Annotated in this window: 18 protein-coding genes; 4 read left to right on the forward strand and 14 right to left on the reverse strand. The window is 50.7% G+C overall.

What is annotated here, in order from left to right; genetic code table 11:
- Positions 1-31: 31 nt before the first annotated feature.
- From rseP to rpsB, 8 genes are read right to left on the reverse strand one after another with little or no spacing between them, the layout of a single operon-like run.
- Positions 32-1,396: an RIP metalloprotease RseP gene (rseP, locus tag EL386_RS09270; RefSeq protein ID WP_126455549.1), complete on the reverse strand. Its 1,365-nt coding sequence runs from the start codon at positions 1,394-1,396 to the stop codon at positions 32-34.
- A 5-nt stretch (positions 1,397-1,401) separates the two neighbouring features.
- A complete protein-coding gene (ispC, locus tag EL386_RS09275; protein WP_126455552.1) occupies positions 1,402-2,595 on the reverse strand; it encodes a 1-deoxy-D-xylulose-5-phosphate reductoisomerase in 1,194 nt (397 codons plus the stop codon).
- Complete coding sequence (locus EL386_RS09280) at positions 2,592-3,419, reverse strand: phosphatidate cytidylyltransferase (protein WP_172597685.1); 828 nt, start codon at positions 3,417-3,419, stop codon at positions 2,592-2,594. Before EL386_RS09280 ends, ispC begins: the two co-directional genes overlap by 4 nt.
- Position 3,420: 1 nt before the next feature.
- A complete protein-coding gene (gene uppS, locus EL386_RS09285; RefSeq protein ID WP_126455556.1) occupies positions 3,421-4,173 on the reverse strand; it encodes a polyprenyl diphosphate synthase in 753 nt (250 codons plus the stop codon).
- A 32-nt stretch (positions 4,174-4,205) separates the two neighbouring features.
- On the reverse strand, positions 4,206-4,727 hold the full coding sequence (gene frr / locus EL386_RS09290) for a ribosome recycling factor (protein WP_420856733.1): 522 nt from the start codon (positions 4,725-4,727) through the stop codon (positions 4,206-4,208).
- A gap of 48 nt (positions 4,728-4,775) precedes the next feature.
- The gene (pyrH, locus tag EL386_RS09295; protein ID WP_126455560.1) at positions 4,776-5,495 is read right to left on the reverse strand and encodes a UMP kinase; all 720 of its coding nucleotides are present in this window, start codon (positions 5,493-5,495) and stop codon (positions 4,776-4,778) included.
- Positions 5,496-5,498: 3 nt separating this feature from the next.
- On the reverse strand, positions 5,499-6,380 hold the full coding sequence (tsf, locus tag EL386_RS09300; RefSeq protein WP_126455562.1) for a translation elongation factor Ts: 882 nt from the start codon (positions 6,378-6,380) through the stop codon (positions 5,499-5,501).
- Positions 6,381-6,393: 13 nt separating this feature from the next.
- Positions 6,394-7,293, reverse strand: a complete 900-nt coding sequence (gene rpsB, locus EL386_RS09305; protein ID WP_126455564.1) for a 30S ribosomal protein S2 — start codon at positions 7,291-7,293, stop codon at positions 6,394-6,396.
- A 266-nt stretch (positions 7,294-7,559) separates the two neighbouring features.
- On the opposite strand from rpsB, the gene map reads away from it, so the two are divergent.
- Both map and glnD read left to right on the forward strand, forming a co-directional pair.
- Entirely contained in the window at positions 7,560-8,366 is an 807-nt protein-coding gene (map, locus tag EL386_RS09310) for a type I methionyl aminopeptidase (protein WP_126455566.1), read from the forward strand.
- A gap of 24 nt (positions 8,367-8,390) precedes the next feature.
- Positions 8,391-11,018, forward strand: a complete 2,628-nt coding sequence (gene glnD / locus EL386_RS09315; RefSeq protein WP_197722047.1) for a [protein-PII] uridylyltransferase — start codon at positions 8,391-8,393, stop codon at positions 11,016-11,018.
- Here the strand turns inward: glnD and EL386_RS09320 are convergent.
- From EL386_RS09320 to EL386_RS09330, 3 genes are all read right to left on the reverse strand, one after another.
- A complete protein-coding gene (locus tag EL386_RS09320; RefSeq protein ID WP_172597687.1) occupies positions 10,996-11,877 on the reverse strand; it encodes a 5'-3' exonuclease in 882 nt (293 codons plus the stop codon). The genes glnD and EL386_RS09320 overlap by 23 nt on opposite strands.
- Positions 11,878-11,903: 26 nt before the next feature.
- A complete protein-coding gene (locus EL386_RS09325) occupies positions 11,904-12,254 on the reverse strand; it encodes a hypothetical protein (protein WP_126455572.1) in 351 nt (116 codons plus the stop codon).
- A 73-nt stretch (positions 12,255-12,327) separates the two neighbouring features.
- Positions 12,328-12,690 (reverse strand): response regulator, encoded by a 363-nt coding sequence (locus EL386_RS09330; protein ID WP_126455574.1) that lies wholly within the window; start codon positions 12,688-12,690, stop codon positions 12,328-12,330.
- 159 nt (positions 12,691-12,849) lie between these two features.
- Here EL386_RS09330 and EL386_RS09335 point away from each other — a divergent pair, with 159 nt between their 5' ends.
- Positions 12,850-14,373, forward strand: coding sequence for a cytochrome-c peroxidase (locus EL386_RS09335; RefSeq protein ID WP_126455576.1), 1,524 nt, complete (start codon positions 12,850-12,852; stop codon positions 14,371-14,373).
- Between the two features lie 36 nt (positions 14,374-14,409).
- On the opposite strand, the gene EL386_RS09340 is transcribed toward EL386_RS09335, so the two are convergent.
- From EL386_RS09340 to EL386_RS09350, 3 genes are read right to left on the reverse strand one after another with little or no spacing between them, the layout of a single operon-like run.
- A complete protein-coding gene (locus EL386_RS09340; RefSeq protein WP_126455578.1) occupies positions 14,410-16,551 on the reverse strand; it encodes an ATP-binding protein in 2,142 nt (713 codons plus the stop codon).
- A gap of 6 nt (positions 16,552-16,557) precedes the next feature.
- Complete coding sequence (locus EL386_RS09345) at positions 16,558-17,409, reverse strand: HDOD domain-containing protein (protein ID WP_172597688.1); 852 nt, start codon at positions 17,407-17,409, stop codon at positions 16,558-16,560.
- Positions 17,399-17,746, reverse strand: coding sequence for a hypothetical protein (locus EL386_RS09350; protein ID WP_126455582.1), 348 nt, complete (start codon positions 17,744-17,746; stop codon positions 17,399-17,401). Before EL386_RS09350 ends, EL386_RS09345 begins: the two co-directional genes overlap by 11 nt.
- Positions 17,747-17,954: 208 nt before the next feature.
- Between EL386_RS09350 and EL386_RS09355 the strand changes: the two genes are divergently transcribed.
- The gene (locus EL386_RS09355; RefSeq protein WP_126455585.1) at positions 17,955-21,806 is read left to right on the forward strand and encodes a DUF3683 domain-containing protein; all 3,852 of its coding nucleotides are present in this window, start codon (positions 17,955-17,957) and stop codon (positions 21,804-21,806) included.
- Positions 21,807-21,809: the final 3 nt, after the last annotated feature.

Here is a 21,809-nt window from a genome sequence, read left to right on the forward strand (position 1 = left end):
GCTTATTATTTATAGTTTTCATTAGTGGCGACTAAAACAATCGCATCACGTCATTATACAGGGCCAGAATCATCAACATAGCCAACATCACCACACCGATCTGCTGCCCCAACATCTGGGTCTTTTCCGTGACCGGGCTACCCTTGAGTAGCTCGATCAGGTAATACATCAGGTGCCCACCATCAAGTACCGGGATGGGTAACAAATTCAACACCCCGAGACTGACGCTGACAATGGCAATAAATGCCAGAAACTGCACCAGGCCTATACTCGCCGACTGACCCGCATACTGGGCAATCGTGATTGGACCGCTGATATTCTTTACCGAGACCTCTCCTACCAGCATTTTCCCCAACATGCGCAGTGTTAGCAGGCTTAATTGTGCCGTTTTCTCTAACGCCGGCACAACGGCCGTCAGGGGCGAGTATTGTAGCACAGACCTGAGTTCAGGCGGGATAGCTTGCGGGGCCCTGGCAATCGCCCCGATATAACCATAACTTACTGAATCATCAGTCTTATTACCCACATGCAGGGAAATGTCGCGCGTTTGACCGTCTCGCAGGACCTGAACCTGTAACTGTTCGCCTGGACGTGCACGCAGGTATTGCACCCAGTCACGCCAGTCATCAACCGCCTCGCCTGCCACACTCAGTACTTTATCGCCGGTTTGCAGACCCGCCTGGGCGGCCGGGTCACCCTCGACCACACTCTCGATAATCGCCGGCCATGTCGGCAACAGCGGCCTGATACCCGTATGTAAAAGAATATTCCCCTTTGCCAGGTCAGGGGACAGGCCCCGGATATTCAGCGTGCGTACGTGTTCCTGCAAGTGTTCATCGCGCACGCTGATACGGACACTGGCATCGCGGTCCAGCACGGCCTCTATGAGTTGCAGCCCAATGCCATCCCAGTTGGCGGTCTCGACCGCGTTAACCGCAGTGATATGGTCTCCCGGTTGCAGGCCTGCCTGTTGTGCAGTGGAGTCTGGTTCAATACTACCGACTACCGGCTTAAGGCCCTCAATGCCGATTACGAATACCAGCCAATAAACAAAAATGGCGAGGATAAAATTAAATAATGGCCCGGCGAAGGTAATTGCCATACGTGCCAAAACCGGTTTGCGGTTAAAAACATAGGGCAGGTCCTCATCTGCTACCGGCTCATCACGTTCATCAAGCATTTTGACATAACCGCCGAGGGGGATCTGGGCGAGTACATATTCGGTATCATTATGCTTGCCGCGCCAGCGCAAAATCGGTTTGCCAAAGCCGATGGAAAATCGGGTTACCCTGACCCCCAACTTTCTCGCCACCCAGAAATGTCCATATTCATGGAAGGTCACCAGTACCCCAATGACCAGAATAAAAGAAACAATGGATAATAAAATGCCTGACATAAATATTAGGTAGCCCTATGCTGTTCAGGATGGTCAATACATGCCATGGCCATTTGCCGTGCATGTGCATCAGCATCCAGAATCGTTTCAATCGAGTCTGCTGCAACAAGGATTATCGATTGCATGCAGGATTCAATCACCTGCGCGATACCGGTAAAACCAAGACGGCCTTCGAGAAAGGCCTCTACGGCCACTTCATTGGCAGCGTTTAAAATCGTACTGGCGGTACCACCCGCTCGGATAGCCTCATTGGCCAGGCGCAGGCAGGGAAAACGCTGCAAATCGGGCCGTTCAAAGTTTAACTGCCCGACACTGAACATATCCAGAGCGGCAACGCCCGAATCTATCCGCTGCGGCCATGATAAGGCATGTGCGATCGGCGTACGCATATCCGGGTTACCCAACTGAGCGAGAACCGAGCCATCCAGGTAATCCACCATCGAATGAATGACGCTTTCCTTGTGCACCACGATCTCAACCTTATCCGGGCCGACATCAAACAACCAGCAGGCCTCGATCAGTTCAAGGCCTTTATTCATCATAGTCGCGGAATCGACAGAAATCTTGCGTCCCATGCTCCAGTTAGGGTGGGCTATCGCCTGCTCCGGTGTCACGCTGGCAAGTTGTTCCACAGCCGTATCACGAAACGGGCCACCGGAACCCGTAAGCAGAATACGTCGCACACCCTTCGCCTCCATCCCGGGCCGGTAGTCCCGTGGCATACACTGGAAGATGGCATTGTGCTCACTATCAATCGGTAATAACTCGGCACCATGTTCGCGCACGGCCTGCATAAACAGGTGACCGGACATCACCAGCGCCTCTTTATTTGCCAGTAACACGCGCTTGCCGGCACGCGCTGCGGCAAGGGTTGGCAGCAGGCCGGCGGCGCCAACGATCGCAGCCATGACATAATCGGTTTGCGGCAAGGTGGCCACTTTCTCGAGCCCTTCAGTACCGGCGAGAACCTCGGTATTCAGCCCCTCTGCCCGCACCTGCTCTGCCAGTTGTTGCGCTGCGCTGGGATCTGCCATCACGGCATATTGTGGGGAAAACTCGCGACACTGTTCCAGTAGGCCCGCAACATCACGATTCGCTGTCAGGGCAACGACGCGATACGCCTGAGGGTGAAGACGCAATACGTCCAGGGTGCTGACACCAATCGACCCCGTTGCGCCAAGAACGGTGATACCCTTCATAGCAACAGATCCTTAATCAGGTAGCCGGCCACAAAGATAGGCCCTGCTGCAGTAATACTATCCAATCGATCCATCACCCCGCCATGACCGGGTAACAGCTGACCACTGTCCTTAATACCACTCACCCGCTTAAAGACGCTCTCCAGCAAATCACCATAGATTGAGACCATCACCGCAATCATTGCAATAACAATAAAGTCCAGCTGCTCAGCTTCTGGCATATCTGCCATTCTCGACCAGATGTAAACCACTATCAGGCTGAGGAGCAGACCGCCTGCGACCCCCTCCCAGCTCTTACCCGGGCTGATAGACGGCGCCAGTTTTCGTTTCCCGAAACGCCGCCCGGCAAAGTAGGCGCCGGTATCAGCAGCCCATACCAGGCAGAATACCAACAGTACGCTGCTGCTTTGCGATGTATGCAGCAACACCAGGGCCAGCCAGGCCGGTATGACAATAAACACACCAGTCATGACGCTGACTGCACGGTAAGTCACTGAGGATAAATCAGACATTCGACGGGTAATATCGAATAACAATGATATAACCACACAGGCCCAGAAGCCGGCGGCAAGAAATATCACCGTATCCGTGACGACATTGAGATCGATGTTAAACCACAATGCGACCAATGCCACATCGATAACTAACAAGAAGATAATGCGAGAGGCTAATGAACGTAGTCTGGCCAGCGCGCTCCATTCCCAGACGGCAAGATTGAGGACAACGGCCCACAGCATGGCAAAGGCGGGAGTTGGTAAATAGAGGATCGTCAGGACAACGATCGGCAACAGCAGTAGTGCAGTTATGATGCGTTGTTTAAGCATATCAGCCCTTTTCCACTTGCTCGGAGGTACGGCCAAAGCGGCGTTGTCGTCCGGCATAGTCACGCATGGCCTCGACAAAACGGGCCTTGTCGAAATCAGGCCACAGGGTGTCAGTAAAATATAACTCAGTATAGGCTAACTGCCAGAGGAGGAAATTGCTAATCCGGTGTTCGCCACCCGTACGGATAAACAGGTCCGGCTCAGGTAGATCCGATAGAGACAAATACCGAGTAAACAGTTCTTCATCAATAGTTCTATTCTCAGCAACCGCCCGCTGTGCAGCTTGCAGGATATCCCAGCGCCCACCATAATTGGCCGCAATCGTCAGCGTCATACCATCATTTTCGGCTGTCAGTGTTTCAACTTCCTCTATACGCTTCTGTAATTTCTCGCTAAAGGCCTGACGATCACCAATTACACGCATGCGGATATTATTCTTATGCAGCGAGGCCGCCTCTTCGCGCAGGGAACTGACAAACAGGTCCATGAGCAGGTCAACCTCCTTGCGCGGGCGTTTCCAGTTTTCACTACTGAAGGCGAACAGGGTTAGTGCATCGATATTGAGTTTTACACAGACCTCAATGGCCATACGCGCCGACTTTACCCCCGACTTATGTCCGGCAAAACGAGGCAGCAGACGTTTCTTCGCCCAACGGCCATTACCATCCATGATAATGGCAACATGTCGAGGAAGCTGTTGCTCGGCAGAAAGACTGCCTTCGTCGGAAGCGTTGATGTTGGAAGCGTCGCTCATGACCATGTCATGCTTTTCATAAAATCGCGCGCCTAAATTTCCATGAGGTCCTTTTCTTTATCCTCAAGGAGCTTATCGATCTCGACAATCTTTTTATCGGTGAGTTTTTGTATTTGCTCGCTGGCACGACGCTCATCGTCCTCGCTGATTTCTTTTTCTTTTTGCAAGGTCTTCAAGTCGCTATTGGCATCACGACGGATATTACGTACCGAAACACGTGAAGATTCAACTTCCTGGCGCACAAGGCGGATCATTTCCTTGCGACGTTCTTCGGTCAAGGGTGGTAGTGGTACACGAATGACCTCACCGGCGGTGACCGGGTTCAGGCCCAGACCAGAATCCATAATACCCTTTTCAATGGCCTTAACCATAGACCTGTCCCAGGGGGTTACCGTCAATGAACGCGCATCACCTACAGAAATATTAGCAACCTGATTGAGGGGGGTATCCGAACCATAGGCTGACACCTGAATGTGCTCGATCAGGCTGGTGTTGGCACGACCTGTGCGCATCTTACTCAAATCACTCTTCAGGGCCTCAATAGTCTTGCCCATTCGAATTTCTGCATCTTTGAGTATATCGTCGATCATGCCGTATTCCCCTTACTCTACCAGTGTGCCTTCTTGTTCACCCTGAATTACACGCATCAGGGCACCAGGCTTATTCATATTAAATACACGCAATGGCATATTCTGATCACGACACATCACAATTGCCGTAGCATCCATCACGCCCAGACGTTGTTCAATAATTTGATCATAACTCAATGTGTGGTGGAAAACCGCATCAGGGTCTTTGACTGGATCAGCCGAATATACGCCATCGACCTTGGTCGCCTTAAGCATGATATCCGCACCGATCTCGATCGCACGCAAGCTTGCGGCTGAATCCGTGGTAAAGAATGGATTACCTGTACCGGCTGCAAAGATCACAACACGGCCTTTCTCAAGATGACGTACCGCACGGCGCCGAACATAATCTTCACAGACTTCATTCATGCTCAGTGCTGACATGACACGTACCTGTACGCCAATCTTCTCCAGGGCATCCTGCATGGCCAGTGCATTCATCACGGTTGCCAGCATACCCATATGGTCACCGGTAACACGGTCGATGCCGGACTCGGCGAGCCCGGCACCACGGAAAATATTTCCACCGCCGATCACCATGCCGATTTCAACACCGGCATCAATGACCTCTTTTACCTCAGTAGCCACCCGCTTGATGATAATCGGGTCTATACCAAAATCGCTCTTGCCCATCAGGGCCTCGCCGCTGAGTTTCAGCAGGATGCGTTGACGGACTGGTTGCGATGAACTCATACCTTATTCGCCTTTGACCTGCGCCATGACTTCATCAGCGAAGTTTTCAACCTTCTTCTCGATACCTTCACCCACTTCCAGGCGTGAAAAGCTCATAACGCTGGCGTTTGCAGCCTTAACCAGTTTCTCAACAGTTTGATCAGGGTCCTTGACGAAAGGCTGACCGTAGAGGGCCTGTTCGTTAAGGAACTTGGCGATACGGCCGGTAACCATCTTTTCGATGATCTCGGCTGGCTTACCACTTTCGGCGGCCTGCACAGAGAAGATTTCTTTCTCCTTCTCAACCAGATCAGCCGGCACGTCTGCCTGGGCAACACAAACCGGCTTGCTGGCGGCAATGTGCATGGCAATATCTTTGGCCAGTTCTTCGCTACCACCCTTCAGGTCAACCACAACGCCGATGCGCGCACCATGGGTATAAACGCCCAGATGATCACCCTGACGCCTGATGAGGTTGCAACGACGAACGGTAATATTTTCACCAATCTTGGCGATCAGGTTCTTACGCGCCTCGTCAACCGACTCACCACTTGCCATTGTCATGGCAGACAAGGCTTCCGCATCCGCGGCTTCACCCGCCAGTGCGGCAGCTGAAACAGCTGCGGCAAAAGTAAGAAAGTTGTCATCCTTGGCGGCGAAGTCGGTTTCACTGTTGATTTCAACCATAACAAGGCTTGCGCCATCATCACTAACAGCTATTTCGATCTTGCCTTCGGCGGCAACACGCCCGGCCTTCTTGTCTGCCTTGGCCGCGCCTGACTTACGCATCGCATCAATAGCCGCATCAATATCACCGTCGCTTTCTACCAGTGCCTTTTTACATTCCATCATACCTGCGCCTGTACGTTCGCGCAGTTCTTTAACCAGTGTGGCTGTAATTGCCATTATTCGTTACCCCTTACGCATCTGACGCGTCGTCGGCCTTGCTAGCGGCCTTCTTCGCAGTCTTCTTGGTGGCAGCCTTCTTGCTAGCGGCCTTCTTTGCAGTTTTCTTGGTGGCGGCCTTCTTGGCGACAGCCTTCTTGGTGGCAGCCTTCTTGCTCACCTTCTTCTTCGCAGGCTCGGCACCTTCATCCACTTCAACAAACTCGTTGGCAGGGCCTTCGGTCTGGGTAATCGTGCCACGACCATCCGTAATGGCATCCGCTACGCCGCTGGTGTAAAGGGTAATGGCGCGGATTGCATCATCGTTACCCGGCACAACATAATCGATACCATCTGGTGAATTATTGGTATCAACAACACCAATGACAGGGATACCCAGCTTACGGGCCTCGCTCACGGCGATTTTTTCATAACCTACGTCAACGATGAACAGGGCATCCGGCAGACCACCCATGTTCTTGATGCCACCGAGACTACGGTCAAGCTTTTCCATCTCGCGGCTCAGGGTCAGGGCCTCTTTCTTGGTCAGGCGAGCCATGCTGCCGTCTTCTACCATTTGCTCAAGGTCTTTCAGACGCTTGATGGACTGGCGCACAGTCTTGTAGTTGGTCAGCATGCCGCCCAACCAGCGGTGGTTGACGTAAGGCATGCCACAACGCTCGGCCTGCTCGCGGACGATCTTGGATGCTGCACGCTTGGTGCCAACAAACAGGATACGACCACGGGTAGAAGCCATACGGCCAAGGAAGTTCAAGGCATCGTTGAACAGCGGCAGGGTCTTCTCGAGGTTGATGATGTGAATCTTGTTACGGTCTCCGAAGATGTACGGAGCCATTTGGGGATTCCAGAAACGGGTTTGGTGACCAAAGTGGACACCGGCCTCCAGCATGTCGCGCATGGAAACATTAGCCATGATATTTCTCCAGTTTAGGGTTGCGCCTCCACGTCTCCCATATGCCAACCCGATAACCTTCCTATATATAAGGTGAAGGACTCAGGCACCCGGACATATGTGTCGAAACGTGTGCGATTTTAGTAGCATCCACCCAGGCCAAGGCCGAAGGTGAACATGGATTTGCCATTCAGGCGCGCGATTTATACCATAATCGGCAGCCCACAACAATTGGATCGGCCTGATTTAGCATAAAATGTCGTAAAACAGAGGCAAAACTGCCTAAAATGACATATCCTGCCGAAATCCAGCCCCTTAGAGAGACTATGAGCGTAACCATCAAGACCCCCGAAGAAATCGAAAAGATGCGCATCGCCGGCCGGCTGGCGGCCGATGTGCTGCATATGATACGCCCACATGTCGTCGCCGGGATCACCACCGATGAACTCGACCAAATCTGCCACGACTATATCGTCAATGAGCAGGAGGCCATCCCGGCGCCGCTGAATTACCACGGCTTCCCGAAGTCCATCTGCACCTCGGTGAATCAGCAGGTTTGTCACGGTATTCCCAGCGACAAAAAGCTGAAAAACGGCGATATCATCAATATCGACATCACCGTCATCAAGAATGGTTACCATGGCGATACCAGCAAGATGTTCGGCGTCGGCAAAACCAGCATCAGTGCCGAACGCATCATGCGTATCAGCTATGAATGCATGCGTCTGGGTATTGAAATGGTCAAGCCTGGCGTACAACTCGGCGATATCGGCCATACCATCCAGCAACATGCCGAGAAACAAAACTGCTCCATCGTTCGCGAATACTGTGGCCACGGCATCGGCCTCAAGTTCCACGAGGACCCACAGGTCTTGCACTATGGTACCCCCGGTACTGGCATGGTCCTCGAACCCGGCATGACCTTCACTATCGAACCGATGGTCAATGTCGGCAAGCGTGAGGTCAAGGTCTTGGCTGATGAATGGACCGTGGTCACACGCGATCGCAGCCTCTCAGCGCAGTGGGAACATACCATTCTGGTAACCGATGACGGTTTTGATGTACTCACCCGTCGCCCGCAAGACGATATCTGACAACCACACATGCCCGGCGCACCCATGAATAAGCAACAACTTGATGCTTTGGAAGCCAGCAATGGCCCTGAACGCTTAGGTCTGTATAAAAAATTCCTGAAGGAAGCCACACAGCAACAATACGAGCAATTCAAACAAGGCATCAAGGCCGCCGAGCTGGCAAAACTACGTGCCGACAATATCGATGGTGTTCTGCAACATGCCTGGCGGCAATACGTTAGCCAGAGCAAACAAGCTGATGTGCCGGCCCTCATCGCCGTTGGCGGCTATGGCCGCTCTGAACTGCACCCAGGCTCAGATATCGATATCATGATTCTGTTACCGGGCAATGATGACTCGCCTTGGCACAAAGAACTCAGCGCCTTTCTGACCCTGCTCTGGGATATTGGTCTTGAGGTCGGGCATAGTGTTCGTTCTATTGCCGACTGTATTGAACAGGCCAAGGCCGATATTACTATAGCCACCAACCTTATGGAGGCTCGTTTACTCTTCGGCTCACCAGAATTATTCGACAACATGTGTGTCGTCGTCGATCAACAACACATCTGGCCTAGCCGTGATTTCTTTGCGGCTAAATGGCAGGAACAAATTGAGCGTCATAACAAGTTTGATGATACTGCCTACAATCTTGAACCCAACATCAAGGAAGGTCCGGGCGGTTTACGTGATATTCAAATGATCGGCTGGGTCGCAAAACGGCACTTTGGTGCAAATACCCTGCACGACCTTATTAAACATGATTTTCTTACAGAAGACGAATACGTGCTGCTCATGCAGAATCAGGAGTTCCTTTGGCGCATACGTTTTGCCCTGCACTTCCTGACTCACCGCCGCGAAGATCGCCTGCTGTTTGATTATCAACGCGAAATCGCGGAACAGCTTGGCTACAAGGATGATGACCAACAGTTAGGCGTAGAAAAGTTTATGAAGCAATACTATCGCAGTGTTGCCGAGCTCAGTCGTCTCAATGAAATGCTCTTGCAACTCTTTCAGGAAGCCATTCTTTATGCAGACGAACCAGGTCAACCTGTTGCCATTAATAAGCGTTTTCAATCACGCAAGGGCTTTATCGAAGTCGTTAATGAAAATATTTTTAAACGTTATCCCTTTGCCCTGCTCGAGATATTTTTATTACTGGAACAGCACCCTGAGCTCAAGGGTGTCCGTGCGGAAACGATTCGTCTTATCCGTGCACATCACTACCTGATTGATGATGGCTTTCGCAAAGACCTGCGTTGCCGCAGCCTGTTTATGGAAATCATTCGTCAGCCACAGGGGATCACCCACGAACTCCGACGCATGCACAAGTACGGCATCCTCGGTGCCTACCTGCCCATGTTTGCCAAAGTCGTCGGGCAAATGCAGTATGATCTCTTTCATGTCTATACTGTAGATGAACACACCCTCTTCGTAGTCCGCAATCTGCGACGTATGACCGTTGAGGAATTCAGTCACGAACTCCCACATTGTAGTGAAATCATTCGTCGAATTCCGAAACCGGAATTACTTTACCTGGCGGGCCTGTTTCATGATATAGCCAAGGGCCGGGGTGGTGATCATTCCGAACTAGGGGCAGAAGATGCCATTCAATTCTGCCGTCAGCATGGGCTGAGTGAGTATGATACCAATACCGTCGCCTGGTTGGTGAATCAACATCTGCTCATGTCACGTGTCTCACAACGTCAGGACATCAGTGACCCTGATGTTATCAACCACTTTGCCGATACCGTTGGTAACCGTGACCACCTGGATTATCTTTATTTACTGACCGTAGCCGATATGCGTGCAACCAGCCCGGATGTCTGGAATAGCTGGAAGGGCAGCCTGTTGCGCGAATTGTATGATAATACCCGCAAGGCCCTGCGTAAGCGTATTGCCAGCATAGATGATGATGCCCGGGTAGAGGAAATCCGCTCTCAGGCCATAGAGACCATTGCCAACAAAGTGACAAAAGAAGATGTCCTCGCCTTATGGGAAGAACTCAGCCAGGAGTACTTCCTGCGATACTCCATAAACGAAATCGTCAACCACGCCCTGACCATTATTGCGTATGGTGAAAAACCTCTGCCGATCATTACCATCCATGATGCACTGGAGTATGGCGGCAGTGAGATATTTATTTATACCGACACTCGTAAGGGCCTGTTTGCCGCCATTACTTCGGTCCTCGATCAGCTGGGATTGAGCATTGTAGATGCCCGCATCATCCGCTCAAAGAAGCAGCATTCGTTTGATTCCTATATTGTCCTGGAGCAGGACGGTACCCGCATCGAAGCCGGCATGCGCATGGCCGAGATCGAAAAGGCCCTCACGACTGCGCTCAGCCGTGACGAGCCGCGCAGCATTAACATTACCCGCAGAGCACCCCGACAACACAAACATTTTGATGTCAGCACTGAAGTCAACTTTCATACTGACGCCCGCACACAGGAAACAATCATGGAGGTCATTAGCGCTGACCGGCCGGGGCTGTTGGCACAGATCGGAGAAATACTGCAAAATAATAACATTCGTTTACATAATGCCCGTATTACCACTTTTGGCGCACGTGCCGAAGATATGTTTTACATCAGCGACGGTAGTGGCAATATGCTGAACGAAGCACAGCAGGAGAAATTATCGCGTGCAGTTATCGAACAGCTTGACCTTTAACGACCGCCTCAATACGTGCCAGTAATTTATGACCAAAGCCTCGCCGGCTAAAAAACCGGCCGAGTGCATCCACATCAACTGTCTTTCTTTTAAGTGAACGCACACCAAAGCTGACCGGGGCATTACAGGCAATGCTCGCCAGCTTCCGCGAGAGCATGGCCTGCTCCCGGTGTTCCTGTAAAAGCCCTTGTATGCGCATTGCACCACGCAAGTCACTATCCGACACTGTCTCAACCGACCGGTAGAGGTGATCCAGGCTTTGATATTTTTCCAGCAGACTTATAGCCGTCTTTTTACCTATTCCCGGCACGCCCGGAATGTTATCTACACTGTCGCCGGCAAGCGCGAGAAAATCAACAACCTGTTCAGAGTGCACACCAAAATGTTTTCGTATATCACCATGCAAATACCACTTGTCGCGGGCAAAATCCCAGTAACGATCGCCCTTTACCAATAACTGAGTTAAGTCTTTGTCTGCCGAAACAATGATGCTGCGAAAATCACTACGCCGCATTTTTTTACTAATCGTACCGATAATATCGTCAGCCTCATGAGTCTTACTGGCATAAGTAGACAAACCCATTAAATCACTTATTTCTCGACATAACCGGAATTGACGTTTTAACTCAGGGGGAGCAGCCTCCCGATTTGCTTTATAGTCCGGGTAGATTTTGTTCCTGAATGATGATTTCAGGCTTTCATCAAATGCCACCGCTATATATTCAGGAGATTGTTGTTCCAGCAGCTGACAAAGAAAATGCACATAACCATAAACCGCATTCAGAGGTTGTCCCTTATTATCGCGTATAGAGTCTGGCATGGAAAACCAGGCACGAAATATATAGATGCTGGCATCCACCAGGTAGAGGTCACGCATGAGCTCGTCTAGACACTCGCGCCTAGTTTACGCGCAAACATTTTCCTTACTTCATCATCGTGATAAGGGCTTGCCGCTGCATCCAGGCCGGACAGATACTGTTGCCAGTCATTCCATTGCATGGAAAGCGCATTATCACCACAACTCAGTAAACGAATAATGCTATCACCGACCTTCCATGGCCCATCACCCTGCAAGTCCCCATGCAACATGTGCGCAGCAGTCGGGCCTCTCTCAAACCAGTGGGGTTCAAAGTAAATGAGACCCTCCGGGTGAGGGAATATATCCACAACCAAATGAAAGGTCTTATCCGGGAAATGCACCAGCAGCGGTGCCGTAACTGTATACAAATCGGCCATATATTTGATGATAAAAGAAAATGCGGCCAGGGAGTAGCCACAGATTCTTCAATACCGACTGTAAATCAATAAATCAGTTAGTTAGCTTGCTCACCGCATTAATGAGACGCTCCGGGGTAAAGGGTTTAACCAACCAGCCCGTGGCACCAAAGTTACGTGCCTTGTTTTTCCGATAGTCCGCGTCTTCGGTCGTTACCATAACAATCGGTGTGAATTCATAACCCGGTAAGCGACGCATCTTACTGATCATACTAATGCCATTCATATTCGGCATATTGATATCACTCAGAACCAGATCGAAGACCTCATCTCGCGCCCGTTCCAGACCCTCTGTGCCGTCATCGGCGGTAATGACCTCGTGCCCCTCGGCACTTAATATTGTATTGACCATGTCCCTGATCAGTCTGGAATCGTCCACTGCCAGAATTCTCGCCATAAGAGGCCCTCCTGTTGTTGGCTAATTATCTCTATATCTCGACCCCTAACAGTAAATATTGAGAAAAATATCTCACCACACCTTGATATTGTTAATGAGAATTATTATCATTTGACATGAGTTACTTGTGGCCACCCACTGACAGCAAAAAAGAGATTTATGATGTTGAAATTGAAGGGGTTTATATTAAGTCTAGTCATATTCTCAGTCAGTGCACACACCCGGGCCAACGATGCTGTACCGGCTGAGGAATTACTCGGGGAACGGCTGTTCCTCGAGACACGCTTCGCCCAGGGCTTTGCACAGACGCCCGAGAAGGCTGAGCCATCCCTTGGCTACACACAAACTGTCAGTGGCCAGCTTCCAGGCGCCTTCCGTGGACAACACATGAGTTGCCGTAGTTGTCACATGGTAGATGAACACAAGGAAACAGCCGGGGCCGGTATGCGCACCTATGCAGATTTTGCCCGCCGTAGCCCTGTGCCCGTCCGTGCGGATGGTGTCAGCACAGCCACGCGTAATTCACAGTCCCTGGTCGGCGTCAGTTTGAAGGAAGGTGCCGTGTTCCACCATGATGGTGAATTCCCCAGTCTGGTCGCACTGATTCGTGCCACGTTTACCGGCCGCAATATGGGCTGGTTGGCGGATGAGAAGGATCAGGCCATCAGACATATAGCCACTATCATCCGCAGTGATGATGGCAAGGGTGAACTCGCCAGGGAATTCGGTGGCAGTTACCGCAGGGTCTTGCAGGGTAAGGTCAATGACAGTGTCTTGCCCAATGAATACCGCATGGATGTGAGTAGTGCCAGCGATAATGAAATTATTGAGCGTGTCGCAGAGTTGGTCGCCGCCTATATTAACTCCCTGGATTTTTCGCGTGATGTAGCGGGAAATTATAATGGCTCGGCCTATGATGCCTTTCTGGCAAAAAACAACTTGCCACGCAGGCCAGTTGCTGGCGAGACCGATAAGGCCTATACGTTGAGGCTGAAAGAGACTATACAAAAACTTGATACGGCCAGCTATGTCTCTGAGAAAGACGGAAAACTGACCTTACATAAACAAAATTTTACGTTCGCTGAAGAGGAACTGCAGGGCATGCGTATCTTCTTTGGCAGGGGCAACTGCGCAAGCTGCCATATCGCACCCAGTTTCAGTGATTATGGTTTTCATAATACCGGTATAACGCAAACGGATTATGACCGTTTACATGGTGCGGGAGAATTCATGAAACTGAAATTACCCGTGTTAAATGTCAGGAATGCCTTGCGAAAAGCTGATACAAGATTTCACAGTATTGAAAATAAGGCTTCACCCGGTCACGCCGACCTCGGTGTATGGAATATTGTCGCCAATCCAAATATGCCCGAACAACAGGCCACATTGAAAAAATATATATGTGGCAGGCTTATATGCTCCGATAAACAAACCTTGAATAAAGCCATTGCGGCCTTCAAGACCCCACTATTGCGTGACCTGGGACACAGCGCGCCCTATATGCACAATGGCAGCAAAGAAAAAATAGAAGACGTTTTGGCGCATTATTTACAGATATCGGCAATTGCTCGTGGCGGGAAATTGCGTAATACCTCTAGTGAGATTGAATCAATATTATTGACTGAAGCGGATCTGAAGCCACTCTCCGCCTTCTTACGTGCATTAAATGAAGATTATGAATAAGTGGAATGTGTAAATACAGCAGCAACGGGACAGGTCTTATGCCTGGATCTGCCCAATTTCAGAGAAAACAGCATTCAATTCCGCCTCGATATCATCAAGCAATGTCTCTGCTTCGCACAAATCTGATCGATAGGCCATTTCCTCCAGCTTCGCACAATTTGAGGATAATTTTTCAGCGCCGATCATACCACTACTACCCTTTAGTGTATGCGACGCCGCCCTCAGCGCCTCATGATCTGAATTTTTAAAGGCATTACGAATAGCGGCAAGGCGTTGTGGCGAATCATCCAGGAACAGAATTAAAATATCGTGTAATACATCCTCACCGACAGAAGATTTCAGGCCGGACAATACAGATTGATTAATTCCCGTTTGCTGTTGATTAGTCGTTGAAGCTTGAATGTCATGCGTATCCGCCACCAGTTCAGTTGATTTCACCAACCACTTCGCCAGCATATTTTTCAAAACATCAATATTGATCGGCTTTGCAAGGTAATCATCCATGCCGGCGGCATAACATGCATCCACATCACTTTTCATAACATTGGCAGTCAAGGCAATAACCGGTATCTCCTTAAATGAGGAGCTGCGCAAGGATCGTGTCGCTTCATAGCCATTCAATACTGGCATGTGCACATCCATCAAGACGAGGTCGAAAGGACCTGATTCGAGTGCAGCCAGTACCTCGCCACCATGATTAACGACATCCGCATGCAAGCCGAATGATTCGACCATCCCTTTAGTGATGTATTGATTCACCGGATTATCCTCAACAATAAGAATCCGGCCTCGACCATGCAGATCAATATCTGACAATTGCCTGCCGGCGGTTGCTTCCGCACCAGAGTCAATTGATGGGGACGCGGCTTCGGTAAGCCCAATTGTGAACCAGAATGTACTCCCCTCTCCTTCCCGACTGTCTACACCGATTTCGCCCCCCATAAGCCCGACCAATCGTTGCGACAAGGACAAACCGAGTCCTGTGCCACCAAACTGACGTGTTGTAGAGCTATCAGCCTGTTCAAAGGAATTGAATATGTGTGTCTGCGCCTCCCTGCTAACACCAATACCGGTATCTTCAACTTCAAAAAGCAAGATAATATTATTTTCGGTTTTGTCTTTAACACTTACATTAATATGAACATAGCCATGGCTTGTGAACTTCAGGGCATTACCCACCAGGTTAATTAATATCTGTAGTAAGCGGGTATCATCCGCACTTACCCAGTCAGGAACGGTATCAGAAAAATTAACATACAGCTCAATTCCCTCCAATGCCGCCTGATTGGCAAACATATCTATAACTCCGTTCACGGCCAAACGAAGATTAAATTCAACATTCTCAAGTTGTATCTTACCCGCCTCAAATTTTGACAAATCGAGAATATCATTCAGTAGCCTAAGCAAGTAATCACCTGACTGGTAAGCCATCTCTACGTAGTGACGCTGTTTCTTTTCCAGCGGAGTTTGGCGTAAAAGCTCTAGCGTACCCAGAACACCATTCATTGGTGTGCGGATTTCATGACTCATATTTGCCAGGAACTCTGACCTGGCCTTGCTGACGGCTTCCGCTTTTTCCTTGGCACGCTCGAGTTCTTTGGTTCTTTTCAATACCTGCACTTCTAAAATCTTATTCTGGTTTTTCGTTTGTCGGGTCAACTCATAATTATCAAATCTGCTTGCCACTAGTGATAAAATCACCCTTAACAGATTCAAGCTGATACCATTTGTATTTTTATCTTCTTTCGCTACGCCAACAAACATGCCGTGTATACGTCGACGCGTAGCAATAGGCAACATGACCTGGGGCGAACCTGATACCGGGCCATATATTGTTGTCGGATTGGGGTTATTCAATGCCCACGCAAAGGTCCCATGCGCGATATGCTCATTAACATCCCGCTCAATCTCCGCCCTGTCAGACTCGGGATAACAAAAGCTCAGTTCAAAGTTAAGTTGATCAGGAACCAGATAAAAAGCAAATACTTTGAACAATCCCAGTCGCTGAATATAGGACTTGATGATGGAAAGCGCCTGGGTATTCTCAACATCGAAATCAAGAGCAGCCAGATCACCACTAAGCGATACAATATCCTCCACACCCTCAGACAGAAACTCATGTACTTCCAGTGTTCCATCGGGCACATATCGAAGGCTTATATTGTAGACATCACTCATAATTTACTAAGCGTCCTGAAGGATACTTTTTACTACATCAGCAGCCTGTATTTTCACCTGATCAAGCACTGGCGAAACCACATCGATTGATAAACCCAAAGACTCCCATGCACTCTCACTAAGATCAGGCACAAATCTTTCACCGCTTTCACCATACTTCAAGGCATGACAAATAATATCTGCTACATGAATCACACTGGATTCAACCATATAATCATGCGTTCGAGCAGGGGCGTGATGATAAGCCACCGAATCAACCAGGCGTTTGGGAAGTTTCCAGCTTTTTAACAGTATTCCGCCAAGCTTTGCATGATCAAAGCCGAGCACCTCCTGCTCAAGCTTATACATGGGGGCATTTGTTCTTTTACTTTTGCTGAGTATCTCTGTAGCCCTATGCGGTAATTCAACAAAAATAACCAGTCGGCCAATATCGTGTAAAAGACCCGCAGTGAAATACTGCTCGATATTTGCCACCCGTCGATGTGATGCAATAATTCTTGCTGCTACAGCGCAAGAAATACTATGTCGCCAGAATGATTCCATGTCCACCACGTCTTGTGGCAAACCTTTAAACATATTAATAATCGAACAGGCGAGTACAATATCATTCAGTTGTTTGTAACCAATAACGGTCGCTGCTTGTGAAACAGTATCTACGCGTGATGGGAAGCTATACATGGCGCTGTTGGCAATGCGTAAAACTCGTGCAGCCATGGCAACATCCTCAGACAGAACCTCTTCCAGTTCCCTGTTTGATGTTTTCGGATCTCTTAACGCCGCGCTAAATTTGATACATACATCCGGTAGTGAGGCGATCTTGGTGATGCTGGCAATAACTTGTTTGGGATCAGGACGCATCACTGCTCCCTTGCCTGAATGCCTCGCATTCATAGTTAACGACTTCCGTGAACAACTCCTGCATGAATGGCTGTTTTTCAAAGCCTTCCCGGAATCGTGCACGTACATCCGAGCGCAGCTTTTCGAGTATTTCCGGGCTGACCTGTTGAGTCAGTTTCGACTCCACGCTATCAACCCCGGCGATATCTACAGTCAATACCCCCCAGGCCTGGAGTGCCTTCAGGTGTTTTTCGGCCAATTCACAACCTTCCCCGAGTAAAAACCGACCATTCGGGTCATGGACATCGGATGCCAGTTGCATACCCGCCTCCAGCTCATTTACCTTAATTTTTGCCATTCCCGGCCCCTCTTGTTAATTATCTGTTAACTATAGTCCGCAAAGCAGATAGATATACAGCCCACAACCTTACTTATTACATCTGTTTACAATCCAGGGATTTTGATGCCGTAATCCGAATACCACTGACGTATGCCGCCGCGCATTAAACATGCTAAAATCCTGTTTTTATACGCTTTGCCAGCATTTCAGGCCATTACGCGCAACTATGACCCAGACAAGCCGAATTCGCGAAATACCCTATAATTACACTTCTTTTTCCGACCGGGAAATCGTCATTCGCTTTCTCGGCAAAGAGATGTGGCAGGCACTGGAGACCCTGCGCGGTGAGCGTGTTACAGGACGGTCGGCGCGTATGCTGTTCGAGATCCTGGGCGATATGTGGGTCATTACCCGCAACCCCTTTATCCAGGATGACCTGCTGGAGACACCAAAGCGCCGCCAGTCCCTGACCCATGCCCTGCACCACCGCCTCGACCAGGTTGTGGCACGGGCCGATGGCAATGACCTGGCCCTGCAACTGGCCAACAAGACCCGACAGGCCATCAGTGATTTTGAGGCCTGGTTTGATGCACAAAAGGCCAGCCGTAGCCGTATTCGCAAAAAACTCGGCCGCATCACCCGCCGTGACAACATCGACTTCTCCGGAATGGCGCGTGTCTCACATGTCACCGATGCCAGTGACTGGCGTGTGGAATTCCCCCTGGTCGTCATCAACCCGGATACCGAACAGGAGGTTCAGGCCGTCGTGCAGGCCTGTACCGAACTCGGCCTGAGCATTATCCCGCGCGGTGGTGGTACCGGTTATACCGGCGGTGCCGTGCCGCTGACTGCCGATGCCGTTGTCATCAACACCGAAAAACTTGAAGCCCTGGGTAAGGTGGAATTGCTGAATATCGATGGTGTTGCTGACAAGGTGGCAACCGTGCACAGCGAATGTGGTGTGGTGACCCGCCGGGTCAGTGAATGCGCGGAGGCCAGTGGTTATGTGTTTGCCGTTGACCCGACCTCGCAGGATGCCTCAACCATCGGCGGTAACATCGCCATGAATGCCGGTGGCAAAAAGGCCGTGGCCTGGGGCACGACGCTCGACAACCTCGTCTCCTGGCGCATGGTCACCCCCGATGCCGACTGGCTCGAGGTCGAGCGTCTCGATCACAACCTTGGCAAGATCCATGAGCAGGAAATGGTGCGCTTTCGTATACAGCGCTACCTCGCCAATGGCAAAACGCCAAAAGGTGAGGCGCAGACACTGGAAATACCCGGCGCAGTATTTCGCCTGCGTGGTCTGGGTAAGGATGTCACCAACAAAACCCTCAATGGCCTGCCCGGTATTCAAAAGGAAGGTTGTGATGGCCTGATTACCTCGGCACGTTTTATCGTGCACAGAATGCCGGCACATATTCGCACCGTCTGCCTGGAATTCTTTGACCCCGACCTGCAACGTGCCGTACCGGCGATCGTTGAAACCAAGGATTACCTTGATCAGCAAAATGGCATCACGCTGACCGGTATGGAACACCTTGACGAACGTTATGTACGTGCCGTCAAGTACAGTACCAAGGCACCACGCGCCGACTTGCCGAAGATGGTATTGCTCGTCGATGTCGCCGGGGATAATGAAGATCAGGTTGCCAGGGCCGCCTCGCAGGTCGTACGCCTGGCGAATGCACGCAATGCAGAAGGCTTTATCGCTGTCAGTGCCGAGGCCCGTAAACGCTTCTGGCTGGATCGTGCACGCACCGCCGCGATCGCCGCACACACCAATGCCTTCAAGATCAACGAAGACGTTGTGATCCCCCTGCCTAAACTGGTCGAATACAACGACAGTATTGAACGTATTAATATCGAATTATCGACCAGCAACAAGCTTAAGATGATCGATAGCGTACTCGAATACCTTAACGGCGAGATGCGTGAAACACATCATGCCCTCGAGTATTCCAACAGCGACGAAAACCGAGCCATCCTTGAAGCCAAAAAACAGGCCGCCATTGCCCATCTGCAGCAGATCAAGACCTGTTGGCAGGGCATTATCGATAATCTCGATGCCCCGGCAAGTGAACACCTCGACATACTCGACGAGACGACACGTGAAAAAATACAGGAAAACGACAGCCTTTTCCGCCTCATGCAGCGCCGCGACCTGCGCATTTCCTACCGCCGGATCATTGAGCGGGCATTAAAGGAGATATATGCCGGCCAGGACATGCAGGCCGTACGTGACAAGCTCGACAGCATTCATGCCGAGTTGCGCAACAGCCGCGTCTTCGTCGCCACACATATGCATGCCGGCGATGGTAACGTGCACACGAATATCCCGGTTAACTCGAATGACTATGAGATGCTGCACGAGGCAGATCGTGTCGTCGAACGCATCATGGCCATCGCCACCGCGCTGGGTGGGGTTGTCTCGGGAGAACACGGTATCGGCATTACCAAGTTCCAGTTTCTCGGTAAAGACGCGGTCAACGAGTTTGCTGAATACAAAAATAAAGTTGACCCAAATGGCTATTTTAACCGCGGCAAACTGGTAACAGGTTCCGGCCTGGAGAATGCCTATACCCCGTCACTGCGCCTGCTACAGCAGGAAGCACTGATTCTGGAAGCCAGCGAACTGGGCGATCTGAATAACGCGATTAAAGACTGCCTGCGTTGCGGCAAGTGCAAGCCGGTTTGTGCTACACACATCCCCGCTGCCAACCTGCTGTACTCGCCGCGGAACAAGATCCTGGCCACCGGCTTGATCATTGAGGCATTCCTCTATGAAGAACAAACCCGACGCGGTCTGTCTGTGCGTCATTTCGATGAAATGAATGACATTGCCGATCACTGTACGGTCTGTCACAAGTGCGCACCACCCTGTCCGGTCAATATTGATTTTGGTGACGTCTCGGTTCGTATGCGTTCCATTCTCATGGCACATGGCAAGAAACGCACCAGTCTCGGCACGCGTGCCTCAATGGCCTATCTGAATGCCACTGATCCGGCTACGGTAAAGTTTTTATATACCGGCTTGATTCGCTGGGGCTATGCGGCACAACGTCTGGGCAATAAATTATTTAAGAAACTTAATCCCTTCAAGCTACCTGCGCGACCCACACACACGCATGAGCGGACCTCGGTAGCCGTGCAACTTGTGCACCTGACAGATAAGGCCCTGCCGAATACCTTGCCCAAACGGACCATGCGCGCCATGCTCGATCTTGAAGACAGCAAGACGGTGCCGATCCTGCGTGACCCGAAAAAACTCAGTGATGACACGGAAAGTGTCTTCTATTTCCCTGGCTGTGGCTCAGAACGTTTATTCAGTCAAATCAGCCTGGCAACACTGGCAATGCTGTATGAAGCCGGGGCACAAACCGTATTACCTCCCGGCTACCTGTGCTGTGGCTACCCGCAGACCTCCAGCGGTGATACGGCCAAGGGCAAAAAGATATCAACAGACAACCAGGTCCTGTTCCATCGCCTCGCCAACACCCTGAACTATCTCGACATCAAAACCGTGATCGTTTCCTGCGGCACCTGCATGGACCAGTTGCTGCAGTACCAGTTCGACAAGATATTTCCCGGTTGCCGGCTGCTCGATATCCACGAATACCTGCTTGAACAGGGCATTACACTGGAGAATCCTGACAATACGACCCAGTATCTGTATCACGACCCCTGCCACAGCCCGATGAAGACGCATAATCCGATCAAGGTCGCCAGCGAATTGCTCGGCAAGACCGTACAACTCTCCGATCGCTGCTGCGGTGAGGCCGGCACCTTTGCCGTCAACCGCCCAGATATCGCCACCCAGGTACGCTTTCGCAAACAGGCCGAATTGCAACAAGGCATCCAGGACCTGACCGGCAAGGATAAGATCAAACAGGGTGCCGTCAAGCTGCTCACCAGTTGCCCGGCCTGTCAGCAGGGTCTGTCACGCTACGAGGCAGATACCGGCCTCGAGACCGACTACATCATCGTAGAAATGATGAAAAATCGTGTTGGCGAGGGGTGGGAAGAAAAATTCATCGAGACGATCCACCACGGCGGAATTGAGCGCGTCCTGCTCTAGGCG

The sequence above is a fragment of the Sulfuriflexus mobilis genome (genome assembly GCF_003967195.1).
GTDB classification, from domain to species: Bacteria; Pseudomonadota; Gammaproteobacteria; order AKS1; family AKS1; genus Sulfuriflexus; species Sulfuriflexus mobilis.

What these genes read in the sequence shown, in the direction of transcription:
- EL386_RS09355 (WP_126455585.1), top strand. Translation starts at nt 17,955, where the DNA reads ATGACCCAGACAAGCCGAATTCGCGAAATACCCTATAATTACACTTCT.
- frr (WP_420856733.1), bottom strand. Translation starts at nt 4,727, where the DNA reads ATGGGCAAGACTATTGAGGCCCTGAAGAGTGATTTGAGTAAGATGCGC.
- EL386_RS09325 (WP_126455572.1), bottom strand. Translation starts at nt 12,254, where the DNA reads ATGGCCGATTTGTATACAGTTACGGCACCGCTGCTGGTGCATTTCCCG.
- pyrH (WP_126455560.1), bottom strand. Translation starts at nt 5,495, where the DNA reads ATGAGTTCATCGCAACCAGTCCGTCAACGCATCCTGCTGAAACTCAGC.
- uppS (WP_126455556.1), bottom strand. Translation starts at nt 4,173, where the DNA reads ATGAGCGACGCTTCCAACATCAACGCTTCCGACGAAGGCAGTCTTTCT.
- rpsB (WP_126455564.1), bottom strand. Translation starts at nt 7,293, where the DNA reads ATGGCTAATGTTTCCATGCGCGACATGCTGGAGGCCGGTGTCCACTTT.
- EL386_RS09345 (WP_172597688.1), bottom strand. Translation starts at nt 17,409, where the DNA reads ATGCGTCCTGATCCCAAACAAGTTATTGCCAGCATCACCAAGATCGCC.
- rseP (WP_126455549.1), bottom strand. Translation starts at nt 1,396, where the DNA reads ATGTCAGGCATTTTATTATCCATTGTTTCTTTTATTCTGGTCATTGGG.
- ispC (WP_126455552.1), bottom strand. Translation starts at nt 2,595, where the DNA reads ATGAAGGGTATCACCGTTCTTGGCGCAACGGGGTCGATTGGTGTCAGC.
- EL386_RS09350 (WP_126455582.1), bottom strand. Translation starts at nt 17,746, where the DNA reads ATGGCAAAAATTAAGGTAAATGAGCTGGAGGCGGGTATGCAACTGGCA.
- map (WP_126455566.1), top strand. Translation starts at nt 7,560, where the DNA reads ATGACATATCCTGCCGAAATCCAGCCCCTTAGAGAGACTATGAGCGTA.
- EL386_RS09340 (WP_126455578.1), bottom strand. Translation starts at nt 16,551, where the DNA reads ATGAGTGATGTCTACAATATAAGCCTTCGATATGTGCCCGATGGAACA.
- tsf (WP_126455562.1), bottom strand. Translation starts at nt 6,380, where the DNA reads ATGGCAATTACAGCCACACTGGTTAAAGAACTGCGCGAACGTACAGGC.
- EL386_RS09330 (WP_126455574.1), bottom strand. Translation starts at nt 12,690, where the DNA reads ATGGCGAGAATTCTGGCAGTGGACGATTCCAGACTGATCAGGGACATG.
- glnD (WP_197722047.1), top strand. Translation starts at nt 8,391, where the DNA reads ATGAATAAGCAACAACTTGATGCTTTGGAAGCCAGCAATGGCCCTGAA.
- EL386_RS09280 (WP_172597685.1), bottom strand. Translation starts at nt 3,419, where the DNA reads ATGCTTAAACAACGCATCATAACTGCACTACTGCTGTTGCCGATCGTT.
- EL386_RS09335 (WP_126455576.1), top strand. Translation starts at nt 12,850, where the DNA reads ATGATGTTGAAATTGAAGGGGTTTATATTAAGTCTAGTCATATTCTCA.